Annotated in this window: 24 protein-coding genes; 13 read left to right on the top strand and 11 right to left on the bottom strand. The window is 72.9% G+C overall.

Annotated elements, in window-relative coordinates; all coding sequences use genetic code 11:
* Window positions 1–84: 84 nt before the first annotated feature.
* On the top strand, window positions 85–1263 hold the full coding sequence (locus tag ABD292_RS16050) for a threonine synthase (protein ID WP_344208040.1): 1179 nt from the start codon (window positions 85–87) through the stop codon (window positions 1261–1263).
* Here ABD292_RS16050 and ABD292_RS16045 read toward each other — a convergent pair.
* The 3 genes from ABD292_RS16045 to ABD292_RS16035 are packed head-to-tail and all read right to left on the bottom strand — an operon-like array spanning window position 1260 to window position 4734.
* Window positions 1260–1922, bottom strand: coding sequence for a hypothetical protein (locus tag ABD292_RS16045; RefSeq protein ID WP_344208039.1), 663 nt, complete (start codon window positions 1920–1922; stop codon window positions 1260–1262). The genes ABD292_RS16050 and ABD292_RS16045 overlap by 4 nt on opposite strands.
* Window positions 1919–4414, bottom strand: coding sequence for an ATP-dependent helicase HrpB (hrpB, locus tag ABD292_RS16040; protein WP_344208038.1), 2496 nt, complete (start codon window positions 4412–4414; stop codon window positions 1919–1921). Before hrpB ends, ABD292_RS16045 begins: the two co-directional genes overlap by 4 nt.
* Window positions 4411–4734 (bottom strand): ArsR/SmtB family transcription factor, encoded by a 324-nt coding sequence (locus ABD292_RS16035; protein WP_344208037.1) that lies wholly within the window; start codon window positions 4732–4734, stop codon window positions 4411–4413. The genes hrpB and ABD292_RS16035 overlap by 4 nt, the downstream gene beginning before the upstream one ends.
* Before the next feature lie 93 nt (window positions 4735–4827).
* Here ABD292_RS16035 and ABD292_RS16030 point away from each other — a divergent pair, with 93 nt between their 5' ends.
* Complete coding sequence (locus ABD292_RS16030) at window positions 4828–5964, top strand: MFS transporter (protein ID WP_344208036.1); 1137 nt, start codon at window positions 4828–4830, stop codon at window positions 5962–5964.
* A 97-nt stretch (window positions 5965–6061) separates the two neighbouring features.
* A complete protein-coding gene (locus ABD292_RS16025) occupies window positions 6062–6754 on the top strand; it encodes a hypothetical protein (RefSeq protein WP_344208035.1) in 693 nt (230 codons plus the stop codon).
* Here ABD292_RS16025 and ABD292_RS16020 read toward each other — a convergent pair.
* Window positions 6706–7575: an undecaprenyl-diphosphate phosphatase gene (locus ABD292_RS16020; protein ID WP_344208034.1), complete on the bottom strand. Its 870-nt coding sequence runs from the start codon at window positions 7573–7575 to the stop codon at window positions 6706–6708. The genes ABD292_RS16025 and ABD292_RS16020 overlap by 49 nt on opposite strands.
* Before the next feature lie 41 nt (window positions 7576–7616).
* Entirely contained in the window at window positions 7617–8426 is an 810-nt protein-coding gene (locus tag ABD292_RS16015) for an NmrA family NAD(P)-binding protein (protein ID WP_344208032.1), read from the bottom strand.
* Between the two features lie 74 nt (window positions 8427–8500).
* Between ABD292_RS16015 and ABD292_RS16010 the strand changes: the two genes are divergently transcribed.
* The 3 genes from ABD292_RS16010 (at window position 8501) to ABD292_RS16000 (ending at window position 10194) form a co-directional block, all read left to right on the top strand.
* On the top strand, window positions 8501–9430 hold the full coding sequence (locus ABD292_RS16010; protein ID WP_344208031.1) for an AraC family transcriptional regulator: 930 nt from the start codon (window positions 8501–8503) through the stop codon (window positions 9428–9430).
* Window positions 9427–9939, top strand: a complete 513-nt coding sequence (locus ABD292_RS16005; protein WP_344208030.1) for an HAD domain-containing protein — start codon at window positions 9427–9429, stop codon at window positions 9937–9939. The genes ABD292_RS16010 and ABD292_RS16005 overlap by 4 nt, the downstream gene beginning before the upstream one ends.
* Window positions 9940–10002: 63 nt before the next feature.
* On the top strand, window positions 10003–10194 hold the full coding sequence (locus tag ABD292_RS16000) for a PspC domain-containing protein (protein ID WP_091080088.1): 192 nt from the start codon (window positions 10003–10005) through the stop codon (window positions 10192–10194).
* On the opposite strand, the gene ABD292_RS15995 is transcribed toward ABD292_RS16000, so the two are convergent.
* Window positions 10179–11030 carry an alpha/beta fold hydrolase gene (locus ABD292_RS15995; protein ID WP_344208029.1) on the bottom strand — a complete coding sequence of 284 codons (852 nt, stop codon included), beginning with the start codon at window positions 11028–11030 and terminating at the stop codon, window positions 10179–10181. The genes ABD292_RS16000 and ABD292_RS15995 overlap by 16 nt on opposite strands.
* A gap of 64 nt (window positions 11031–11094) precedes the next feature.
* On the opposite strand from ABD292_RS15995, the gene lipB reads away from it, so the two are divergent.
* Window positions 11095–11733 (top strand): lipoyl(octanoyl) transferase LipB, encoded by a 639-nt coding sequence (lipB, locus tag ABD292_RS15990; protein ID WP_344208028.1) that lies wholly within the window; start codon window positions 11095–11097, stop codon window positions 11731–11733.
* Window positions 11734–11785: 52 nt separating this feature from the next.
* On the opposite strand, the gene ABD292_RS15985 is transcribed toward lipB, so the two are convergent.
* A complete protein-coding gene (locus ABD292_RS15985; RefSeq protein ID WP_344208027.1) occupies window positions 11786–13318 on the bottom strand; it encodes an amino acid permease in 1533 nt (510 codons plus the stop codon).
* 156 nt (window positions 13319–13474) lie between these two features.
* Window positions 13475–14020, bottom strand: coding sequence for a type 1 glutamine amidotransferase domain-containing protein (locus tag ABD292_RS15980; protein WP_344208026.1), 546 nt, complete (start codon window positions 14018–14020; stop codon window positions 13475–13477).
* A 117-nt stretch (window positions 14021–14137) separates the two neighbouring features.
* On the opposite strand from ABD292_RS15980, the gene ABD292_RS15975 reads away from it, so the two are divergent.
* Window positions 14138–14407, top strand: a complete 270-nt coding sequence (locus ABD292_RS15975; protein ID WP_091080098.1) for a heavy-metal-associated domain-containing protein — start codon at window positions 14138–14140, stop codon at window positions 14405–14407.
* 4 nt (window positions 14408–14411) lie between these two features.
* Here ABD292_RS15975 and ABD292_RS15970 read toward each other — a convergent pair whose 3' ends face one another.
* Window positions 14412–14762 (bottom strand): ribosomal maturation YjgA family protein, encoded by a 351-nt coding sequence (locus ABD292_RS15970; protein ID WP_344208025.1) that lies wholly within the window; start codon window positions 14760–14762, stop codon window positions 14412–14414.
* Between the two features lie 149 nt (window positions 14763–14911).
* Between ABD292_RS15970 and ABD292_RS15965 the strand changes: the two genes are divergently transcribed.
* The 5 genes from ABD292_RS15965 to ABD292_RS15945 are packed head-to-tail and all read left to right on the top strand — an operon-like array spanning window position 14912 to window position 20625.
* Window positions 14912–16726: an ABC transporter substrate-binding protein gene (locus ABD292_RS15965; protein WP_344208024.1), complete on the top strand. Its 1815-nt coding sequence runs from the start codon at window positions 14912–14914 to the stop codon at window positions 16724–16726.
* On the top strand, window positions 16723–17775 hold the full coding sequence (locus tag ABD292_RS15960; protein ID WP_344208023.1) for an ABC transporter permease: 1053 nt from the start codon (window positions 16723–16725) through the stop codon (window positions 17773–17775). Before ABD292_RS15965 ends, ABD292_RS15960 begins: the two co-directional genes overlap by 4 nt.
* Complete coding sequence (locus ABD292_RS15955) at window positions 17772–18653, top strand: ABC transporter permease (protein ID WP_344208022.1); 882 nt, start codon at window positions 17772–17774, stop codon at window positions 18651–18653. Before ABD292_RS15960 ends, ABD292_RS15955 begins: the two co-directional genes overlap by 4 nt.
* On the top strand, window positions 18650–19621 hold the full coding sequence (locus ABD292_RS15950) for an ABC transporter ATP-binding protein (protein ID WP_344208021.1): 972 nt from the start codon (window positions 18650–18652) through the stop codon (window positions 19619–19621). The genes ABD292_RS15955 and ABD292_RS15950 overlap by 4 nt, the downstream gene beginning before the upstream one ends.
* On the top strand, window positions 19621–20625 hold the full coding sequence (locus ABD292_RS15945) for an ABC transporter ATP-binding protein (RefSeq protein ID WP_344208020.1): 1005 nt from the start codon (window positions 19621–19623) through the stop codon (window positions 20623–20625). Before ABD292_RS15950 ends, ABD292_RS15945 begins: the two co-directional genes overlap by 1 nt.
* On the opposite strand, the gene ABD292_RS15940 is transcribed toward ABD292_RS15945, so the two are convergent.
* Both ABD292_RS15940 and ABD292_RS15935 read right to left on the bottom strand, forming a co-directional pair.
* A complete protein-coding gene (locus tag ABD292_RS15940; protein ID WP_344208019.1) occupies window positions 20604–21269 on the bottom strand; it encodes a response regulator in 666 nt (221 codons plus the stop codon). The genes ABD292_RS15945 and ABD292_RS15940 overlap by 22 nt on opposite strands.
* Window positions 21266–22411, bottom strand: coding sequence for a sensor histidine kinase (locus ABD292_RS15935; protein ID WP_344208018.1), 1146 nt, complete (start codon window positions 22409–22411; stop codon window positions 21266–21268). The genes ABD292_RS15940 and ABD292_RS15935 overlap by 4 nt, the downstream gene beginning before the upstream one ends.
* Window positions 22412–22451: the final 40 nt, after the last annotated feature.

The raw sequence follows: 22451 nt of genomic DNA, 5'->3' as shown, positions 1-22451 counted from the left end.
GTCTAGAGTGTGCAGGGTTTCACTCATTGTCGCGAGATGTTGCGCGAGATGGCCCCCAGATAGCAACCGATAGGATCCGAACATGTGATCCGCACCACCTCGCTCGCCACCGGCCAGCGCTCACTCGGCGACCGCGACACCGTCCACCCGCTGTTCCCGCCCCTGACCCGCGGCTGCCCCGCCACCAGCACCGGCGAGCTCGCTTACCCGCTCGAGGTCGTCTACGACTACGACCGCGTCGACCGCCGCCTGTTCGACCAGGAGCCCGGCCCCGACCTCGCGCGCTGGGCGCCGCTGCTGCCGCCGCTCGCGGCGCCCACCCTGGGCGAGGGCGGCACCCCGCTGGTGGAGCTGGAGGGTGTTTTCGTCAAGGATGAGTCCCGCAACCCGACCTGGTCGCACAAGGACCGGCTCACCCGGGTCGCGGTGAGCGCCGCCGTCGCCGCGGGCGCGCCGGGCGTCGTCGTCGCCTCCTCCGGCAACCACGGGGCCTCGGCCGCCGCCTACGCCGCCCGCGCTGGGCTGCCCGCGATCGTGCTCGCCTCGGCCGCGTCGCCGCCGGCCGTGCAGGCGTTCGTCCGCGCGTACGGCGCCCGCGTCCTCTCCGTCCCGGTCGAACGGCGCTGGCCGCTGCTCCGCGAGATCGTGGACCGGCTCGGCTACCACCCGGTCAGCAACCAGACCGTCACCCACACCGGGCACCCGTTCGGTCCCGAGGGTTACAAGACCATCGCCTACGAGCTGTTCCTGCAGCTCGGCGCGGTGCCCGCGGCGGTGTTCGCGCCCACGGGCTACGCCGAGCTGCTGTTCGGCATCTGGAAGGGCTTCACGGAGCTGCGGCTGCTCGGGCTGAGCGAGGCGACGCCGCGCATGTACGCCTGCGAGAGCGCGGCCGGCGGCCCGCACGCGCACGCCCTCGACACCGGCGCCCCCGCCGCGATCGTCGAGACCGGGCCGAGCGCGGCGTACAGCATCCTGAGCGGCGTCGGCGGCCACCGGGGCGTGCTGGCCGTGCGGGAGAGCGGCGGCGAGGCGGTCAGGGTGAGCGACGACGACCTGCGGGCGGCCCAGTGCGACCTCGCCCGGCACGGGCTGTGGCAGGAGCTGTCGGGGGCGGCGGGGCTGGCCGCGTACCGGAGGCTGGGGCGCGCGTTCGACGGGCCGGTGGTGTGCGTCGCGACCTCCAGCGGGTTCAAGGACCTCGGCGTCGGCGCGCGGACCTTCCCCGTGACCGAGAACCCCACGCTGGACGACCTGCGCTAGCCCTTCAGCAGGACCCGCAGCGGGCCCGCGGTGCGGAAGCCGTGGCGCAGGGGGGTGGACGGGTCCCGCTCGTAGCCGACCACCGGGCGGCCGGGGAAGCGGGCGGCCGCCGCCGCGACGACGGCGGCCCAGACGGTGTCCTCGTCGCAGCCCGTGGCGAACACGTTGGAGACGCCGACGACCCGTTCGCGCGGCGTGAGCACGCAGCCGCAGACCGGCTCGCCGTCGATCCGGCCGTACAGGACGCTCACCTCGGCGAGCAGCGCGGCAGGGAACAGCCCGCTCATCTCGCCGTCGAAGCACGCCCGCTCCCACGCGGGCAGCGTGTCCGGCGTGGCCTCCTCCCACACGACCGGGGACGGGCGCGTCACCGGCGCGGGGTGGTGGATCCACTGGGCCTCGAACAGCACGTCGAAGCCCGGCAGGTCGAGCGTGGCGAAGCTGTCCTTGACGCTCGCGCCGGAGCCCGCGTCGATGACGCCGAGCACGTCGGCGGCGGTCGCGGCGGGGGAGAGCGTCACCGCGTCGGGATAGTACGGCGGCGTCCTGACGGCGCTGGTCCAGGCCCGTTCGGCGAACGCGCCGCCGATGCCGTGGGCGCGGCACATGGTGTCGCACCACTCAGCGTTGTCGCGGGCGGCCAGCTCGGCGATGCTCATGGGCGGTTCCTGGGGTTCGTACGGCGGGTGGGCGGCGCGGTCAGCGGGTCCTCCGGCCAGGGATGCTTCGGATAACGGCCGCGCAGCTCCGCGCGTACGGCACGATAGCCCTCCGCCCAGAACGAGGCGAGATCGGCCGTCACCGCCGCCGGGCGGCCCGCCGGGGACAGCAGGTGCACCAGCACCGGCACGCCCGAGATCCGCGGCGTCTCCCGCAGGCCGAACAGCTCCTGCAGCTTCACCGCCAGCACCGGCTGCTCGCCCGAGTAGTCGACGCGCACGTGCGACCCGCTCGGCACCTCGACGCGCTCGGGCGCGGCCACGTCCAGGCGCTCGCTCCACGGGACCAGCCGGCGCAGGGCCTGGGCCACGTCGATGCGCTCCAGGTCGGCGCGGCGGCGGGCGCGCGACAGCTCGGGCTCCAGCCACCGGTCGGCCAGGGCCACGAGGTCGTCAACGGGCGGCCAGGGGTCGCCGAGCGCCCGGTGGCAGAAGGCCAGCCGGTCGCGCAGCTCCTTGGCCTGCCTGGTCCAGGTCAGCACGTCCTCCGTACGCAGGCCGTGCAGGAGGGCGGGGCGGACGTCGGCGCCCTCGATCGGGGCGGCGGACAGCTCGATCGCGCCCAGGCGCTCGACGGTGCGGGCCACGACGTCGCCGCGCCGCCCGCCGGGCGGCACCCGCCACTCGACCTCGTCCTCGTACGTGACCGGATGGGCGAGCCTGGCGATCTCCTCGTCGATGGCCACCGCCTGGCGGACCCGCGCCGAGGCCGCGCCCGTGGGGCGGTCGGCCACCGCGACGGCCAGCCACGGCGCGCTCTGGAGCCGGGAGCCGTCGGGGAGCAGGGCCTGGGTGCCCGAGGCCATCAGGTAGCCGCCGCCGCGCCGGCGCGCAACCCGCTCGGGGAACGCCAGCGCCACGACCAGCCCGGCCACGACGTCATCGGACGCCGCGCCGGGAGCGGCGGGCGCCTCCGGGCCGGAAGCGGCGGGCGCCCCCCGGCCGGGAGCGGCGGGCGCCGCCGGGCCGGGAGCGGCGGGCGCCTCCGGGTCGGGCGCTTCCGGGCTGGGGGAGGCGGTGCGGCGGAGGCGGCGGGTCTCCTGGCGCCAGCGGGCGGCGAAGCCGGTGCCGCCGCGCCGCGCCGTACGCCAGACCTCCACGAGGTCGTCGCCGGCGTCCCTCGGCAGCTGCTCGGAGAGCAGGGCCACCACCTCGGCGGCGCGCGGCCCGCCGTCGAGCAGCGCGCGGGCCAGTCGCGGGTGGACGCCCGCGAGCGCCATCCGCCGCCCCCGCCCGGTGACCTTGCCGGCGGCGTCCAGCGCGCCGAGCGCGGCGAGCGTGCGGGCGGCGGCCGACATGGCGGCCGGGGGCGGCGGGTCGAGCAGCGCGAGGCCGCTCGCGTCCGGATCGCCCCAGCAGGCGGCCTGCAGCGCGAAGCCGGTCAGGTCGGCGAGCGCGATCTCCGGCCGCGGCTGCTCGGCCAGCCGTTCGTGCTCGGCCTCGGTCCAGCAGCGGTAGACCGCTCCGGGCGCCTCGCGGCCCGCCCGGCCGGCGCGCTGCCCGGCCGCCGCCTTCGACACGCGTACGGTGGTCAGCGAGCCGAGCCCGCGCGCGTGGTCGGTGCGCGGCTCCCGCGCCAGCCCCGAGTCCACGACCACCCGCACCCCGGGCACGGTCAGACTCGACTCGGCCACGGACGTGGCGAGCACCACGCGGCGGGCCGCGCCGGCGGCGAGCACGGCGTCCTGCACGTGGGCGGGCGCCTGGCCGTGCACCTGGAGCACGTCCACGTCGAGGCCCGCGAGCAGCCCGGCCACCCTGGCGATCTCGCCGACGCCCGGCAGGAAGCACAGCACGTCGCCCTCGCGTTCGGCGAGCGCCCGCCTGACCACGGCGGCGACGTGCGTGAGGAGGGCCGGATCGACGCGCAGGCCGTGCGGCGGCGCGACCGGGCGCGGCGGCGGCGCCCAGACGGTCTCGACCGGGTGCGCCACGCCGCTCGCCGCCACCACGGGGCCGCCGAGCAGGCCGGACCAGCGCCCGGCGTCGGCGGTGGCCGAGGCCGCGACGAGCCGCAGGTCGGGGCGGAGCGTGGCGCGCACGTCGAGCAGGAACGCGAGCGCGGTGTCGGCGTCCAGGTGCCGTTCGTGGCACTCGTCCAGGATGACGGCGTCGATCCCGGCCAGCTCCTGGTCCCGCTGGAGGCGCTGGAGCAGCACGCCGGTGGTGACCACCTCGACCATCGGGTTGGCCCCGGCGTGGCGCTCGCCGCGGATGGTGTAGCTGACGCCCATGCGCCGGGCGGCGGCGCGCACCGCGAGCCGGCGCGGCTCGGCCACCAGCACCCGCATCCCGGCCTCGGCCAGGGCGAGCGGGACCACGGTGGTCTTGCCGGTGCCGGGCGGCGCGGTCAGCACGGCCGTCCCCGGCCCGTCGAGAACGCTCAGCAGATCGGGCAGGACGTGCCGGATGGGCAGCGTGCCGGCGGTCACGGGCGGGCCGCGCCCAGCACGGAGTTGAGCACCGAGTCGAGCAGGCCGGGGAAGCGGCTGTCGAGGTCGTCGCGGCGCAGGCTCATGTACTTCAGCCTGCCCACCTGCTTGGTGAGCACCACGCCCGCCTCGCGCAGCATGCGGTAGTGGTGCGAGGCCGTGGACTTGTGGACGCCGAGGTCGTCGCCGGCCACGGTGCAGGTCATCTCGCCCGCCACGGCGAGCCGGGCGACGATCTCCAGCCGTACGGGGTCGGACAGCGCCCGCAGCACCTCGGTGAGCTCGATGTCCTCGGTGGCGGGGTGAGGCAGCAGGCGCATGGCTGGAACCCTACCTTCGTCCAATGGTTTGACAACAATCCAACTATAAGTCAGTTTGATGAACGTCCAATAGTTGTGTCGTTGGAGGCTTCATTGAGCGCGCGGCTCTACCCCCTGGCCGTCGGGAACTTCGCCCTCGGCACCGGCATGTTCGTCACCGCCGGGCTGCTTCCGCCCATCTCGGCCGACCTCGGCGTCTCGCGCTCGGCCGCGGGGCAGCTCATGACGGTGTTCGCGCTGGCGTACGCGGTGCTCTCACCCCTGCTGGCCGCCTTAACCGCACGCCTGCCGCGCAAACGGCTGCTGCTGCTCGCCATGGCCGTCTTCGTGGCGGGGAACGTGCTGACCGCGCTCGCGCCGACGTACGCGCTGGTGCTGGCCACGCGGGTGGTCGCGGCGGCGGGCGCGGCCATGTTCACCCCGACCGCGTCCGGCGTGGCCAACGCGCTGAGCACGCCGGAACGGCGCGGGCGGGCGCTGGCGCTGGTGATGGGCGGGCTGAGCGTGTCGTCGGCGATCGGCGTGCCGCTCGGCACCTGGCTGGGCGGCGAGGCCGGCTGGCGGGCCACGCTCTGGATGGTGACCGGGCTCGGCGTGCTGGGGTTCGCCTGGGTGGCCGCCGTGGTGCCCGAGGTCAGGATGCCCGTGTCCGGGCGGCTGCGCGAGCGCTTCGCGCCGCTGGCCGAACGGCCGGTGCTGGCGGTGCTGGCGACGCAGCTGCTGATGTTCGCGGCGGGGTTCACCGCCTACACCTACATCGGGTCGCTGTTCGACCTGCCGCTGACGGCCGTCCTCTGGGCGTGGGGGCTCGGCGGCGTCGCGGGCAACCAGCTCGGCGGCCGGCTCACCGACCTGTACGGCCCCCGCCGGATGATCATTCTCGGCCTGGCCGCGTCCACCGTCTTCCTGGCCCTCATCCCGGTCGCCAACCTGGCCCTGCCCGTCGCGCTGGTGTGGGCGTTCCTGTGGGGCGCGCTCGGCTGGCTGATTGCCCCGCCGCAACAGTTCAGGACCGTGGCGGCGGTGCCGGACAACGTGCCGATCGGGCTCGGGCTGCTGTCGTCCGCGCAGTACCTCGGGCTGTTCGTGGCGGGGCTGGCGGGCGGCGCGGCGCTCGACTGGTTCGGCAGGACCGGGGTGACGGTGGTCGCCACCGCGTTCGGGGTGGCGGCGCTGGTCGTCACGGTGGCCACGTACCGGCCGGCGCGGACGCCGGTGCCGGCCGCCTGACCCCGCCCGCCGGGCGATCTTCTCACTCCGGCAGCGGACGGCGGATCGTCCGGCAGGTGGACGACCGCCCGCGGAGGCGGCGCCTACCGTTCGCGGCATGTTGAAGAACCAGGTGACCTTCCGCCGCGTCACGGCAGGCGTCCTGCTGATCGTGGCCCCGCTGCTCCAGGCGATCGCCGTCGTCGTCGACCCGGGAACCTGGGGCGACGACCGCGAGGCGGTCAGCTTCGGCGACAACCCCGCGCTCGCGCAGGTCCAGTCCGCCCTCTACCACTGGTCGTGGATGCTCATGGCCGTCGCCGTGCTCGGGCTCGTGCACTTCACCCGGCGCAGGGCCAGCGTGCTCGGGCACGTCAGCGGCGGCCTGACGATCCTCGGCTACCTCGCGCTGTCGGCGCTGCTGATGATCGACCCCGTCGAGTGGTACCTCGGGCAGCACAACTCCCCCGAGCAGGCGCAGAAGATCCTCGACGAGATGCTGAACCTGCCCGGCGTCATCTTCGGCTTCCAGATGCCGTGGATGTTCTTCGGCCTCCTCGGCCTGCCGGTGGTGCTGCTCGCGGTCTGGCGGGCCGGCGCCGTGCACTGGTGGGTGCCGCTGGTCGTCGGCGTCGGCTACGTCGGCTCGTTCGGCGTCGCCTACGGCCCGCTCACGGTGCCGTTCTGGGTCGCGCCCGCCGCGGCGCTCGGCTGGGTGGGCGTGAAGGTGCTGCGGATGGGGGACGCGGCCTGGGCGGCGTACTACCCGGCGCCGGTGCCCGCCTCCGTGACCGAGGGCGCGCCCGCCTGAGGGTCGAGCCAGCCCATGCTGACCGCGAAGAGGATGAAGAGTCCCAGGAGGATCCGGTAGACCACGAAACCGGTGAACTTGTGCGTGCTGATGTAGCGCAGGAACCAGGCCACCGCCGCGTAGCCGACGGCGAACGAGATGACGGTGGCGAGGATGGTCGGCCCCCAGTCGGGGGCCGGCCCTTCGCCGATGTCCTTCAGCTCGAACAGCCCCGACGCCAGTACGGCGGGGATGGCCAGCAGGAACGAGTATTTGGCGGCGTCCTCGCGGCGGTAGTCGAGCAGCAGGCCCGCGGTGACGGTGCCGCCCGAGCGGGACACGCCGGGGATCAGCGCCAGCGCCTGGGCGAAGCCGTAGACGATGGCGTGGGTGAAGCTGAGATGGCGCTCCAGCGTCAGCTTGTTGCGGGCCGTGTGGTCGGCGAACCACAGGATGACCGCGAAGACGATCAGCGTCGTGCTGACCAGCCGCAGGTCGCGGAAGACTCCCTCGATCTGGTCCTTCAGCAGCAGGCCGAGGATGCCGATGGGCAGCGTGCCGGCGATGACGTACCAGCCCATGCGGGCCGCCCAGTGGCCGCGCAGCTCCTTGTCGAACAGGGATCTGGTCCAGGTGGAGATGATCTCCCAGATCTCCTTGCGGAAGTAGATGAGCACCGCGGCCTCGGTGCCGAGCTGGATGACCGCGGTGAACGCCGCGCCGGGATCGGGCCAGCCGGCGAAGGCGGAGACCACGCGGATGTGGGCGCTGGAGGAGATCGGCAGGAACTCCGTGAGCCCCTGGACCAACCCCAAGATCACCGCTTCCAGCCAGCCGATCACGCGGACACCCCTCCAGAACGTGCAAAGTGACGAAGGCGAGGCTAGCGGAACCGGTGGGCGTTGGCGCGGGCGAAGTCGGCGAAGTCCCGGGCCGGCCGGCCGAGGGCCCGCGGCACGCCGTCGGCGACGCTCGCGTTGCGGCCGTCCAGGATGCCGGTGAACAGCGCCGACAGCCCTTCCGCCGCCTCTCGCGGCACGCCGTGGGCGACGGCTCCGGCCACGTACTCCTCGGGCGTCACCCGGGCGAAGACGACCGGCCGGCCGACGGCCGCCGCCAGCTCCTCGGCCGCCTGGGCGAACGTCAGCAGCCGCGGTCCGGTCAGCTCGTACACCTGGCCCGCGTGGCCGTCGTCCCCGGCGAGCGCGGCCGCGGCCACGTCGGCGATGTCGTCGGCGTCCACGAACGGCTCCGGCACGTCCGCGGCCGGCAGCGCGATGACGCCGGCGCGCACCGGCTCCAGGATGAAGCCCTCGCTGAAGTTCTGCATGAACCAGCTGCAACGCACGATCGTCCACTCCGCGCCGGACTCCTGAACCGTGCGCTCGCTCGCCTGCGCCTCCGGCTCGCCCCGGCCCGACAGCAGCACCAGCCGGCGCACCCCGGAGCGCACGGCCAGCTCGGTGAACGCCTTCACGTCGTCGTACGCGCCGGGGAAGGCCAGGTCGGGATAGTAGGAGACGTACGCGGCCGTCACGCCCTCCAGCGCGGCGGGCCAGGTCGAGCGGTCCTCCCAGGCGAAGGGCGGCGTGGCGGAGCGGGAGCCGACGCGCACGCTCAGCCCGCGGGCGGTGAGCCGGTCGGCGACGCGGCGGCCGGTCTTGCCCGTGCCGCCCAGAACCAGAATCGTCATGCGTCCAGTAAGCCGCCTGCCCGTAAGACTCTCCATGGTTGAGAAGCGCACAGGCATATGCGATCGTCTAACCCATGGATCAGCTCGCGGCGCTACTGGACGGCCCGCGGGCCCGTGGCGCCTTCCTGCTGCGCTGCGTCCTCGACCCGCCGTGGTCGATCCTGGTGCGGGACGAGGCCCCGCTGTCGGTGACCGCGCTGGTGCGCGGCGAGGCGTGGGTGCTGCCCGACGGCGGCGAGCCGGTACGCCTCGGACCGGGCGAGGTGGCGATCAACCGGGGGCCGGAGCCGTACGTGGTGGCCGACCGGCCCGGCACTTCGCCGCAGATCGTCATCCACCCCGGCCAGCGCTGCACCACGCTCGACGGCAGCACCCTCCACCAGGCCATGAACCTGGGGGTGCGGACCTGGGGCAACGCCGCCGACGGCGGGACCGTGATGCTGACGGGCACGTACACGATGGAGGGCGAGGTCAGCAGGCGGCTGCTGGAGGCGCTGCCGCCGCTCGTCGTGCGGCCGGGCGGCCCGGTCATCGGCCTGCTCGGCGCGGAGATCGACAAGGACGAGCCGGGGCAGGAGGCCGTGCTCGACCGGCTGCTCGACCTGCTGCTCATCGCCGTGCTGCGGGCGCACTTCGCCGCCCACGAGGCCCCCGCGTGGTACCGCGCGATGGGCGACCCCGTCGTGGGCAAGGCCCTGCGCATGCTGCACCACAATCCCGCCCACCCGTGGACGGTCGCCGCGCTGGCCGCCGAGGTCGGCGTATCGCGGGCGGCGCTCGCCCGCCGCTTCACCGACCTGGTGGGGGAGCCGCCGATGGCCTTCCTCACCGGCTGGCGGCTGGCGCTCGCCGCCGACCTGCTGCGCGAGCCCGACGCCACGATCGGGGCGGTGGCCCGCAAGGTCGGCTACGGCAGCCCGTTCGCGCTGAGCGCGGCCTTCAAACGGGTACGCGGCGTGAGCCCCCAGGAATACCGGCGGCAGCCGGCCGGAGCCGTCGAGTGAGACCGCTGCTGCTGCTCGACGTGGACGGCGTGCTCAACCCGATCGGCCGCCCGCCCCCGGGCCACCGGCGTTACCGCTGCGTCGTCGACGGCGAGACGTACGTCGTGCGCCTCAACCCCCGTCACGGCCGGCAGCTGCTCGACCTCGCCGAGGCCACCGGGGCGGAGCTGGTGTGGGCGACGACCTGGGAGGAGCACGCCAACGACTGGATCGCCCCGCGCATCGGCCTGCCCTCGCTGCCCGTCGTCACGGTGAATGCCCCCGTCGCCCCGGTGAGCGAGCACGGCGAGATGTTCAAGACCCCGGCGGTGGCGGCGTACGCGGGGCGGCGGCCGTTCGTCTGGTTCGACGATCAGGTGTGGGCCGAGGACGAGGAGTATCTCAGGGTCCATCAGGGTGTCGGCGATTTCCTGCTCGTGCACGTGGATCCCGCACACGGACTGACCAGCGGTCATCTGGGCACTGCATGGGAGTGGCTGACCCTTACAGGGTTTTCTCAGGGTTCCTGACGGGAGTCCTGAGCGCGGCCCCGTCCGTTGGCCCAGTAGGTCGAGAGAAACGGAAGGAACACCATGTACCGCTCCCGAGAGCACAGAATCCTCGCCGGCGTCTGCGGCGGCATCGCCGACAAGACGGGCATGCCCCCCACGCTGGTCCGGATCCTCTGGCTGCTCCTCTCCCTCATCCCCGGACCGCTGTGGGTCGTCTACGTCGCCATGTGGATCCTCGTCCCGGAGGAGCCCAAGGGCTACCGCACCGTCTGATCCAGCCAGGCCCGCACGGCCTCCGCGAACCAGGCGGGGTCGTCGAGCCACGGGAAGTGGCCCGCCGACGGCTGCACCACGAGCCCGGCACGGGGGAACAGGCCGGCGACCTCGGACATGGCGGCAGGCGGGCCGGCCACGTCCACCTCGCCGGCCAGCACGAGCACCGGCGCGTCGAGTGCCTTGAGCGCGGCGCGCGTGGCCGCCGGGTCGAAGGCGCCCTCGGCGCCGAACCCGGCCGCCGCCTCCCGGCTCAGCCGCCGCTCCCCGTCGGCGTGGTGGGCCCGCGCGGGCGCGTCCCAGCGCCCGTAGGTGAAGGGGGCGATGAGCGAGCCGTCGCCGGGCCGGCCCTCGCCCGCCGTGATCCGCTCCAGCGCCGCGTACGCCTCGGCGAACCAGGGCTCGGCGGCGCGCGAGCGGGCGACCTCGCGCCGCGCCTCCCCGGCGATGTCGACGCCGACCGCCCGGGTGCTGGGGGTGACGAGGACGAGGCGGGCGATCCTGGCGGGGTGGCGGGCGGCGTACCGGACCGCGAGGTTCGCGCCCCCGCAGTGACCGAGGAGGTCGAGACGGTCCTCGCCGAGGTGCGCGCGCAGCGCCTCGACGTCCTCGGCCTGCCGGTCGCACCGGTACGACGCCGCGTCGGCCGGCGTCGCCGAGTCACCGGTGCCGCGCAGGTCCAGGGTGATCACCCGCCGGTGCGCGGACAGCCCGCCGAGATCGCCCAGGTACGCCGACGCCTGCGGCCCGCCCGGCAGGCAGACGAGCGGCCGGCCCCCGGAGCCGTGGACGTGGTAGGCGAGGGTGGTGCCGTCATGGGCGGCGAAAGTCGGCATGGCGGGCATTCTGGCAGGCGTCCCTGGCGTCCGCGGCGTTCCGGCGGCGGCATATCCTCGAACCATGAGGGCAAGGCCGTTGACACTCCTCCAGGACGATCTCGTCGACTACGACCCCGCGATGGAACGCATGACCGACCTCGTCGGGCAGCGCCAGCGGGACGAACGCCCCGACACGCTCTGGCTGCTCAGCCATCCGTCCGTCTACACCGTCGGCCGCCGCACCCCGGCCGCCCACCTGCCCGACCCCTCGCACGGCATCCCGGTCGCCGAGACCGGCCGCGGCGGGCAGCTCACCTACCACGGCCCCGGGCAGCTCGTCGGCTACCTCATCGTCAAGCTCGCCGAGGACGAGGGCATCGTCGACTACGTGCGCGAGGTGGAGCTGCGCCTGGTGGAGGCGCTCGGCAAGCTCGGGCTCCCGGCCGAGCGCCGCGACACCCCGCCCGGCTCCGAGCTGCTGACCGGCGTCTGGACCTCCGAGACCGGCCGCAAGATCATCTCCATCGGCATGCGGCAGAGCCGCGGCGTCACCAGCCACGGCTTCGCGCTCAACGTCGACGGCGACCTCACGCCGTGGAACTGGGCGATCGCCTGCGGCATGCCGGACGTCGACATGACCTCGCTCCAGCGCGAGCTGGGCACGGCCTCGATGGACGAGGTCCGCAAGGTCGTCGCCGAGGCGTTCGAGGCGTCCACCTGAGGGCCCGCCTGAGGGCCTGCCCGCCCCGGCCGGCAGGCCCTCCGGAGGACGGTCAGACGGTCTCGGTCTCCTCGTCGACGGTCCGGCGCGGGCCGGTGAACCAGTGGCGGGCCGACAGGGTCCACCACAGCGCGATGAGGACGAGCACGACGCCCACCGCGATCGGCGCGTAGTTCACCGACGTCCAGGTGAAGTCGTCGCCGCCCGGCACGCCGGCCGGGCTGAACGGCATGATGAAGTAGATCGAGACGATCACGATCTCGACGCAGGCGATCCAGCACAGCGCCTTGTACTTGCGTCCGAGGGTCCACGGTCCCGGCTGGAAGGCGTCGCCCATGCGCAGGCGGAGCCAGATCGGGATGAGGAAGGCCAGGTAGAGGCCGATGACCGCGATCGACACGACGGCGTAGAACGCGACCGGGGTGGTCAGGCCGGCGGGGGCGTAGAGCGCGGGCAGGGTGATCAGGGCGGCCACCACGCAGCCGGCGATGATGGCGTTGACGGGCGTGCGGTTGCGGTCCACCTTCGACCACAGCCGCCAGCCGGGCACCGCGCCGTCCCGCGAGAAGGCGTACGTCATCCGCGACATCGAGGTCACGCAGCTCATGCCGCAGAAGAACTGGCCGATGGTGGAGATGGCGAAGACGGCCGTGGCGAGCGGCGAGGACAGCGCGGTCTCGAAGATGGCGCCGACGAATCCGCCCTGCTTGTTGAGCTCGTCCACGTTGGTGGCGGCGAACAGGAACGCCAGCAGCAGGATCCAGCCGCCGATCGCCGAGTAGAAGATCGACTGCCACAGGCCGCGGGCGGCGGTCCTCGCCGCGCCCTGGGTCTCCTCGGAGACGTGGGCGCAGGCGTCGAACCCGGTGATCGTGTACTGGGTGAGCAGGAAGCCGAGCGGCAGCACGTACAGCCAGAAGGGCAGGCCGTCGGAGCCGTCGCCGAAGCCGGAGTTGTTGTTGGTGCCGCCGAAGACGAAGCCGAGCGACTGGTGGTCGGAGGGCGCGAAGACCAGGATCGCGACGACGACCACGGCGCCCGCGACGTGCCACCAGACGGAGACGTTCTGCAGCAGCGAGATGAGCCGGTGGCTGAAGATGTTGATCAGGGCGTGCAGGGCGAGCACGATCACGAACAGCAGGAACGTCTGCGGGAGCGTGCCCTCCCAGGCGCCGCCGGTCAGGCGGGACAGGACGATGTTGAGGAAGGTGGCGCAGCCGTAGTCGACCGACGCGGTGACGGCGATGAGCCCGATGAGGTTGAGCCAGCCGGTGAACCAGCCGTGGATCGGCTTGCCCATCTTGGCGGCCCACCAGTAGATGCCGCCCGCCGTCGGGTAGGCCGAGACCAGCTCGGCCATGCAGAACCCGATGACGAGGATGAACAGCGAGATCACCGGCCAGCCCCACGAGATGGCGATGGGGCCGCCGTTGTTCCAGGCCTGTCCGAAGGTCGTGAAGCAGCCGGCGAGGATCGAGATGATGGAGAAGGAGATGGCGAAGTTCGAGAATCCGCTCCAGGTGCGGGCCAGCTCTTGCTTGTAGCCGAGCTCGGCGAGTCGCCTGGAATCCTCGTCAACGGACATGAGGTCTCCCTGGGGGGCGCGGAGGACGCTCTGTATGGTCTACGTCTAGACCATTTCCTGCCGTGGGACAAGGCGTTACAGGCGGGTTTCGATCTCGTCAGGACCGGACGGCGACGGTCGGCGACCTCCGGGAGGTCGCCGGCCGTCTGATGCGGGTCACCCGCCGAACGCGTCGGTGGCCGCCTGGCAGAACGCCTTCAGGTCGTCCGGCTTGCGGCTGGTGACGAGGGTGTTCGGGCCCTCGGTGTCCACCACGACCTCCTGGTCCACCCAGGTGGCGCCGGCGTTGCGGAGATCGGTCTGAAGGCTGGGCCACGAGGTCATCGTGCGCCCGCGCACCACGTCGGCCTCGATCAGCGTCCAGGGCGCGTGGCAGATGGCCGCGACCGGCTTGCCGGCGTCGAAGAACGCGTGGACGAACCGTACGGCGGCCGGCTGCATGCGCAGGAAGTCCGGGTTGGCGACGCCTCCGGGCAGCACGAGGCCGTCGAAGGACGCCGGGTCGGCGGTGTCCACCGTGTCGTCCACGGCGAACTCGTCGGCCTTGTCCAGGTGGTTGAAGCCCTGGATCTGCCCGGAGTCGGTGGAGATCAGCTTGGGCGTGCCGCCCGCCTGCTTGACCGCCTTCCACGGTTCGGTGAGCTCCACCTGCTCCACGCCCTCGGGCGCGACGAGAAAGGCGATGGTCTTGCCGTTCATCATGCGAACCTCCTATGAATCAGCCGTTTTCTCTCCCCTATCCGGCCGTGCCGGATGTATGCGTCTTTACCCTAGGGGGGTATAGTGCCCGGTGAACGTCACTGTGAGGAGGGAGTCGTCATGACCGTCACGACATACCAGGTCGAGGGCATGACCTGCGGCCACTGCGTGAGCTCGGTGACCGAGGAGGTCGGCAAGGTGGCCGGCGTGAGCGGGGTCGAGGTGGACCTGGCGTCCGGGGCCGTGACCGTGACGAGCGCCGCGCCGCTCGACGCGGACGCCGTGGAGGCCGCCGTCAACGAGGCGGGCTACGAGCTGGCCGGCCGGATCGAGCTGCTGCCCCAGGCGGGCGGCGGCGGGTGCTGCGGCGGCTCCTGCGGCTGCGGCTGACCGCTCAGCGGGTGAACCGGTCGCGGGCGACGGTGTGGACGACCCACGCCGCGCCCGCGCCGACCGCGTACCAGAGCAGGTCGGGCGGGTTGAAGGTGCTGCCCAGCAGCGGCCGCAGCACGGCAGGTATCTCCCCGAGCTGGGCGAACTCGATCGCCCAGCTCAGCCCGGCCGACACCAGCGCGGCGACCCACGGCCGCACCCGCGGGGCCACGAGCAGCGTGAACGTGTAGATCAGTACGGTGTAGAGCGCGTCACCGGCGTACTTCGGCACCGGCCCGTCCCAGAGCAGGCGCACGCCGAGCCCTGCGGCGACGGTCAGGACGGCGGCGAGGGCGGTGAGCAGACGGGGCACCAGATTTACGGTAGTGCCGGTAAAGACTGAAAATTTACACCGCAGAAGGATACGAAGCTGAAACAATTTTCCGTGTCTCGTTGACACACGGTCTCCGTATGGTGTGCCTTTCCATACACAGGAAAACCCCGCCTGAAGGTGAGGCACTCATGAGTAAATGGCTCGCGCGCCTGGTAGCGCTGGGCTTGGCGGTATTAGTGGCAGGTCAGGGCACCACGGCGGCCCTGGCGCAGGAACCGGCGGCGGGGAAGAAGATCTTCAGGGTCGGCGCGACCCAGTCCATGGACTCGATGAACCCGTTCCTCGCGGTCCGGCTGGTCTCGACCTCCATCCACCGCTGGATGTACGGCTTCCTGACGGTGCCCGACTCGAAGACCCTCGCGCCCAGCCCCGACCTCGCCGAGTCGTGGACGACGTCGGAGGACGGGCTCACCTGGACGTTCAAGATCCGCCAGGCGAAGTGGTCCGACGGCCAGCCGATCACGGCTGAGGACGCCGCCTGGACGTTCAACAAGATGATGACCGACGAGGCCGCCAAGACGGCGAACGGCCCCGCGGTGGAGAACTTCGAGACCGTCACGGCCAACGGCCAGGACCTCGTCATCAAGCTGAAGGCGCCGCAGGCGTCCATGCTGGAGAACCCGGTGCCGATCATGCCCAAGCACGCTTGGGAGTCGGTCACCGACATGGCCAACTACGACGCCGAGAAGTACCCCTCGGTGAGCAGCGGGCCGTACATCGCGGTCGAGCACAAGAAGGACCAGTACGTCAAGCTGCAGGCCAACCCCAACTACTGGCGGGGCAAGCCCAAGATCGACGAGCTCCAGGTCATCTTCTACGACAACCCGCAGGCCGCCGTCGCCGGCCTGAAGAAGGGCGACATCGACCTGCTCGGCCGGATGACCCCGCAGGAGTTCGAGGCCATCCAGAACGACCCGAACATCGAGGCCTGGAACACCCAGGGCCGGCGTGCGGCGTACCTGCAGATCAACCACGGCGCCACCACGACCGACGACAAGCCCGTCGGCGACGGCCACCCGGCGCTGAAGGACGTCAAGGTCCGCCAGGCCGTGCACTACGCCATCGACAAGCAGAAGCTGGTCGACGAGGTCCAGAACGGCCTGGCCAAGCCCGCCGACGGCTCGATCGTGCCGCCGATGTACAAGGACTGGTTCTGGGAGGCCACCGGCGAGGAGAAGGTCACCTACGACCCCGCCAAGGCCAACCAGATCCTCGACGACGCGGGCTACAAGAAGGGCTCCGACGGCGTCCGCACGATGCCCGACGGCAAGCGCAAGCTGGAGTTCCGCTTCACCATCCACACGGACACGCCCGTCGAGGACAAGCTCGCCGAGTACCTGACCGCCTTCCTCAAGGAGGTCGGCATCACGGTCACCACGGTCAAGCTGGACTCCAGCAAGTTCACCGAGGAGACCGGCACCACCGGCAACTTCGACATCGCGATCAGCGGCTGGTCCGTCAACCCCGACCCGGAGGAGGTCCTGGCCACGCACCTGTGCAGCCGGCGGCCCGCCTCGAACGGCGAGGGCGGCGGCACCGAGTCGTTCTTCTGCGACGACACCTTCGAGAAGCTCTACAAGGACCAGCTCAAGGAGCTGGACCGGCCCAAGCGCGTCGAGCTGATCAAGCAGATGCAGGAGCGGCTCTACACCCAGGCGCCGATCATCGCCATCTACTACACCAACGACCTTGAGGGCTACCGCAAGGACAAGGTCACCAGCATCACCCCGATCCCCGAGGACAAGGGCCTGCTCTACGGCGGCAGCGGCTACTGGCCGTTCTACACCGTGGACGTCAAGGCCGCGGCCGCGGCCGGCGCGAGCGGCGAGAGCGGCTCGAACACCGGGCTCATCGCCGGGATCGTCGGCGTCGTGGTGGTCCTCGGCCTCGGTGCCTTCTTCCTGACCAGGCGGCGCAAGAGCACCGCAGACGAGCGCGAATGACCACACCTCTGGAGTCAGCGGAGCCCGCCGTCCAGGCGGCGGGCCCCGCGGACGACCGCCCCGCCCGCCGTGGCACGCTGCGTTACGCGGCGTCCAAGGCAGGCGGGGCGCTGTTCAGCATCGCCATGGTGATCATCGGGACGTTCTTCCTCTTCCGCATGCTTCCCGGTGATCCCGTACGCAACCTCGCGCAGGGCCGCAACATGACCCCCGCGCAGCTCGACCTGGAACGTCGCCGGCTGGGCCTGGACAAGCCGCTGATCGACCAGTTCTTCGACTTCGTCGGCAAGACCCTCCGGCTCGACCTCGGCACCTCCTACGAGTACAAGCGGCCGGTGCTCGACCTCATCGGCGAGCGCATCGGCCCGACGCTGCTGCTCGCCGGCACCGGGCTGGTCATCGCGGTCAGCCTCGGCATCTGGCAGGGCACCCGCGCCGGCTGGCGGCACGGCAGCGGCTTCGACCGCTTCTCCACCGGCGTCTCGCTGGTGTTCTGGTCGGTGCCGACCTTCTGGCTCGGGCTGCTGCTCATGATGGTGTTCGGCGTCGGCATCGGGCCGATCCCCGGGCTGTTCCCGTTCCGCGGCATCGAGAGCGTGGACGCGCCCGACGGGTTCGCGTACGTGCTGGACGTCGCCTCGCACATGGTGCTGCCCTGCCTGACGCTGGTCGCCGTGGTCTACGCCCAGTATCTCCTCGTCATGCGCTCGTCGCTGCTGGAGGAGGTCGGGCAGGACTACGTCACCGTGGCGCGGGCCAAGGGGCTGCGCGACGACGACGTACGGCGGCGGCACGCCGTGCCCAACGCGCTGCTGCCGACCGTGACGCTGGTGTTCATGCGGATCGGGTTCGTCGTGGGCGGCGCGGTCACCGTCGAGACCATCTTCACCTGGCCCGGCCTCGGGCAGTTGTTCTACGAGGCGGTGCGGGTGCCGGACTTCACGCTCATGCAGGGCACGTTCCTGCTGATCACGGTCGCCGTGATCCTCATGAACACGCTGGCCGACGTGGTCTACCACATCCTCGACCCGAGAGTGAGGTCGGCATGACGAGCCTCGCCGCCACGCGGCGCCGCCTCGCGCTGAGCCGCTTCTGGGCCGACTTCCGCACCCACCGGGCCGGGCTCGCCGGCGCGGTCGTCCTGCTGGTCGCCGTGCTGCTCGCGCTCGTCGCCCCGCTGTTCATCAGCGAGGACGTCACCAGCGTCGTCGAGGGCACCGGCCAGAAGTTCGCGCCGCCCAGCCTCGCCGAGCCGTTCGGCACCGACGAGTCGGGCCGCTCGATCCTGCTCATGGTGTGGTGGGGCTCGCGCACGTCGCTGCTCATCGGCTTCCTCGCCGCGCTGCTCAGCGTGGTCATCGGCCTGGTCGTCGGCGTCGCGGCCGGGCACTTCCGCGGCTGGATCGGCGGCGCGCTGATGCGGGTCACCGACTGGTTCCTGGTGCTGCCGTCGCTGGTCACGGCGCTGGTGCTGGCCGCGATCCTGGGCGGCAGCACGGCGACGATCGTCACCGCGATCGCGGTCACGACCTGGCCCTCGACCGCCCGGCTGATCCGCGCCCAGACGCTCGCCGTCGAGGCCCGCCCCTACATCGAACGCTCCAAGGCGCTCGGCGCGGGGCACTGGCACATCACCACCCGGCACGTGCTGCCCAACGTGGCCCCGCTGCTGCTGGCCAGCACCACGCTGGAGGTGGCCAGCGCGATCGTGACCGAGTCCACGCTCGCCTTCCTCGGCGCCAGCGCCAACAAGACGTCCTGGGGCACGATGCTGCGCGCCTCCTACGACTTCGGCGCCGCCACCAACGCGGCCTGGTGGTACATCATCATCCCCGGCCTGGCCATCCTCATCGTCGTCATGGCGTTCACCCTCATGGGGCGGGCGCTGGAGGCCGTGCTCAACCCCCAGCTCAGGAGGAAGGCGTGAGTCTCCTCGAACTCGATGACGTGTCGGTGACGTACCGCATCGCCGCGGGCGAGGTGCCCGCGGTGCGCGGCGTGTCGCTGACCCTCGACTCCGGAGCGGCGCTCGGAGTCGCCGGCGAGTCGGGATCCGGCAAGTCGACGCTGGCCATGGCGCTGCTCAGGCTCCTGCCCAGGGACGCGCGCGTCGACGGCCGGATCCTCCTCGGCGGCGAGGACATCGCCGCCATGACGTGGGGACGTCTGCGGGCCGTGCGCTGGGCGGAGGCGTCGATCGTCTTCCAGGGCGCGCAGCACGGGCTCAACCCCGTGCGCAGGATCGGCGACCAGATCGCCGAGCCGCTGCTCGTCCACGGCCTGGCCAAGCCCGAGGGCGCCCGCAAGCGGGTGACCGAACTGCTCGAACAGGTCGGCCTGCCGGCCTGGCGGGCGCGCAGCTACCCGCACGAGCTGTCGGGCGGGCAGCGGCAGCGCGTGATGATCGCGATGGCGCTGGCCTGCTCGCCGCGGCTGATCATCGCCGACGAGCCGACCACCGCGCTCGACGTGATGGTCCAGGCGCAGGTCCTGACGCTGATCAAGCAGCTGGTCGCCGAGCACGGCATCTCGCTGATCATGATCTCGCACGACCTGTCGGTGCTCGCCGACGTCTGCGACCAGCTCGCGGTCATGTACGCCGGCCGCGTCGTCGAGCACGGCCCGTCCGCGCAGGTCTTCCACGACCCGCGCCACCCCTACGCCAAGGCGCTGGCGGCGGCGTTCCCGACCGTGGGCGACCCGGCCTCGCGCATGGCGCCCAAGGGACTCGGCGGCGACCCGCCCGACCCCATGCAGCTCCCGACCGGCTGCGCCTTCCACCCGCGCTGCCCGGCGGCGCTGCCGGAGTGCGCGAGCACCGACGTGGAGCTCTGGCCGGCCGGTCCCGGCCGGGTCGCGGCCTGCGTGCACGTACGGGCGAAGGAGGATGCCTGATGACCGAGACGCAGACCCCCGCCGAGGCGGTCGAGACCGCGCGGCCCACCCTGCTGGAGGCCCGCGACCTGCGCGTGGAGTTCAGCTCGCGGGGCCGCAGGGCGCGCGCCGTGGACGGCGTCAACCTGGCCATCGGCAAGGGCGAGATCGTCGCGCTGGTCGGCGAGTCGGGCTGCGGCAAGACCACGCTCGCCCGCACCCTGCTCGGCCTCGAACGCCCCACCGCCGGCGAGGTCCGCTTCGAGGGGGCCGCGCTCGACTACCGCGCGCGGGCGCTCAAGGCGTACCGCCGGCAGGTCCAGCTCGTCCTCCAGGACCCGATGGGCTCGCTCAACCCCCGCCACACCGTGTACGAGGCCGTCGCCGAGGGCCCCCGCATCCACGGCCTGGCCGACGAGCGGGAGGTCGTGGCCAAGGCCCTGTCGCACGCCGGGCTCCGGCCGCCGGACCGGTTCTTCCTGCGCCACCCGCACGAGCTGTCCGGCGGGCAGCGGCAGCGCGTGGTGATCGCGGGCGCGCTGGCCCTCGACCCGAAGGTGCTGATCGCCGACGAGCCGGTGGCCTCGCTGGACGCCTCCGTACGCGGCGAGATCCTGGCGCTGCTGCTCCGGCTGCGCGCCGAGCTGGGGCTGTCGGCGCTGGTCGTCACGCACGACCTCGGCCTCGCGTGGAACATCGCCGACCGGGTCGCCGTGATGTACCTCGGCAGGATCGTCGAGTCGGGGCCGGTGGAGCAGGTGCTGACCGCGCCGCGGCATCCGTACACGCAGGCGCTGCTGTCGGTGCTGCCGGAGTCGCCGGAACGGGTGGTGCTGACCGGCGAGCCGCCGGACCCGACCCGCATCCCGGGCGGATGCCGCTTCCACGCCCGCTGCCAGGTGCTCGCCTCGGGGCGGGCGGCCGAGGCCGGGGTGGACGGCAGGTGCCGCACCGAGTCGCCGGCCGTCCTGCCCGCCGACGCCGTGGCGCGGGCGGCCTGCCACTACGCGGACGTATCCGGCTGACCGAGCTCCGCGTCGTGCACCAGGATGGCCGCCTGGACCCGGTTGGCCAGGCCCAGCTTGGCCAGCACCCGGCTGACGTGCGCCTTCACCGTGGCCTCGGTCAGCCGCAGCTCGCGGCCGATCTCGGCGTTGGACAGGCCGCGGGCCAGGGCCCTGATGACGTCCTCCTCGCGATCGGTCAGCGCGGCGAGGCGGCGGCGGGCGGTCTCGGCCCTGGACGGGGCGCGGCCGGCGTAGGAGGCGAGCAGGCGCCTGGTGACCGACGGGGCGAGCATGGCCTGGCCGGCCGCGACCGTGCGGACGGCCGCGGCCAGCTCTCGCGGCGGGGTGTCCTTGAGCAGGAAACCGACCGCGCCGAGTCGCAGTGCCTCGTGGACGTACTCGTCGAGGTCGAACGTGGTCAGCATGATCACCTTGGGCGGGCTGGGCGCGGCGAGCAGCCGGCCGGCGGCGGTCAGGCCGTCGGTGCCGGGCATGCGCACGTCCATGAGCACGACCTCGGGGCGCAGCCGCGCCGCCGCCGAGACCGCCTCCGCGCCGTCGCGGGCCTCGGCGATCACGGCGATGTCGCCCGCCGCCTCCAGGATCAGCCGGAGCCCGGAGCGCACCAGCTCCTCGTCGTCGGCGACCAGGACCCGGATCACGCGGGGATCCGCGCCGCGACCAGGAAGCCGCCGTCGTCCTGCGCGCTGGTGCGCAGCGTGCCGCCGAGCAGCTCGACCCGCTCGCGCAGGCCGACCAGGCCCCAGCCCGCCCCCGGCAGCCCGGCGGGTGGGGACGCGGGGGCGCGGTTGCGGACCTCCACCTCCAGCGCCTCCGGCCGGTAGCGGACCCGCACGTCGGTGCGCGCGTCGGCGGCGTGCCTGTGCACGTTGGTGAGCGCCTCCTGCACCACCCGGTACGCGGTCCGCGCCACCGCCGGCTCCACCTCCCTCACCTCGCCCTCGTCGTGCCTGACGACCTCGACGCCGAGCGCGCGCGACTGGTCGAGCAGCCGGTCGAGGTCGGCGAACGTGGGCGGCGGCGCGACCTCCACCGCCTGCCGCCGATCGCTGGTCCAGTCGGTGGCACGGCCGGTGGCACAGTCGGGGGCCCGGTTGGTGGCCCGGAGGACGCCGAGCACGTCGCGCAGGTTCGTCAGCGCCTCGCGGCCGATGCCGCCGATGAGCGCGGCGGTCCGCGCGGCCTCCTCGTCGCCCGTGCGCACCTCCAGCGCCCCGGCGTGCAGCACGATCAGCGAGACCCGGTGGGCGACCACGTCGTGCATCTCTCTGGCGATGCGGGCCCGCTCCTCGGCCCGCACCTGCTCGGCCCGCATGATCTGCTCGCGTTCGGCGCGCCGGCGCACCTCGCGGCGGGCCCGCGTCCACAGGCCCAGCGCGAACGGCAGCCCGACCACGGCCAGCGCCATGAACAGGGCGTTGCCAGGGGTGGCGGCCAGGACCTCGCGCACGCCGTCGCGCCAGGCGCCCGTCAGCGCGGACGCCCCGAACACGGCCGCGCAGCCGCCCAGGTAGGCCGCGACGTCCCGGCCCCTGACCAGGTCGCGGCCCGCGTGGTAGGAGGCGGCCAGCAGCGGCGGCCACAGCAGGAGCAGGACGTGGCCGGCGGCGGCCACGGCGGCGAGGGGCCACCAGGACCGCCGGGTCTGCCACGCGGCCAGCCCGGCCGCCGCGGCGACCGCGAGCTCCGCCGGCAGCGGGAGCCCGGAAGGCGCCCCCGCCTGCCCCTGGAGGACGAACAGAGAGAGCCCGAACATCGCCGCGCCGAGCAGGACGAACCGCATGCCCCCAGCGTAGGGGCCCGGCCGGAAGAGGCTTTACGAC

This window comes from Nonomuraea bangladeshensis (genome assembly GCF_039529455.1).
Classification (GTDB): Bacteria; Actinomycetota; Actinomycetes; order Streptosporangiales; family Streptosporangiaceae; genus Nonomuraea; species Nonomuraea bangladeshensis.
Note: the sequence above shows the minus strand (reverse complement) of the source record. Positions and strands in the feature narration are given on the sequence as shown.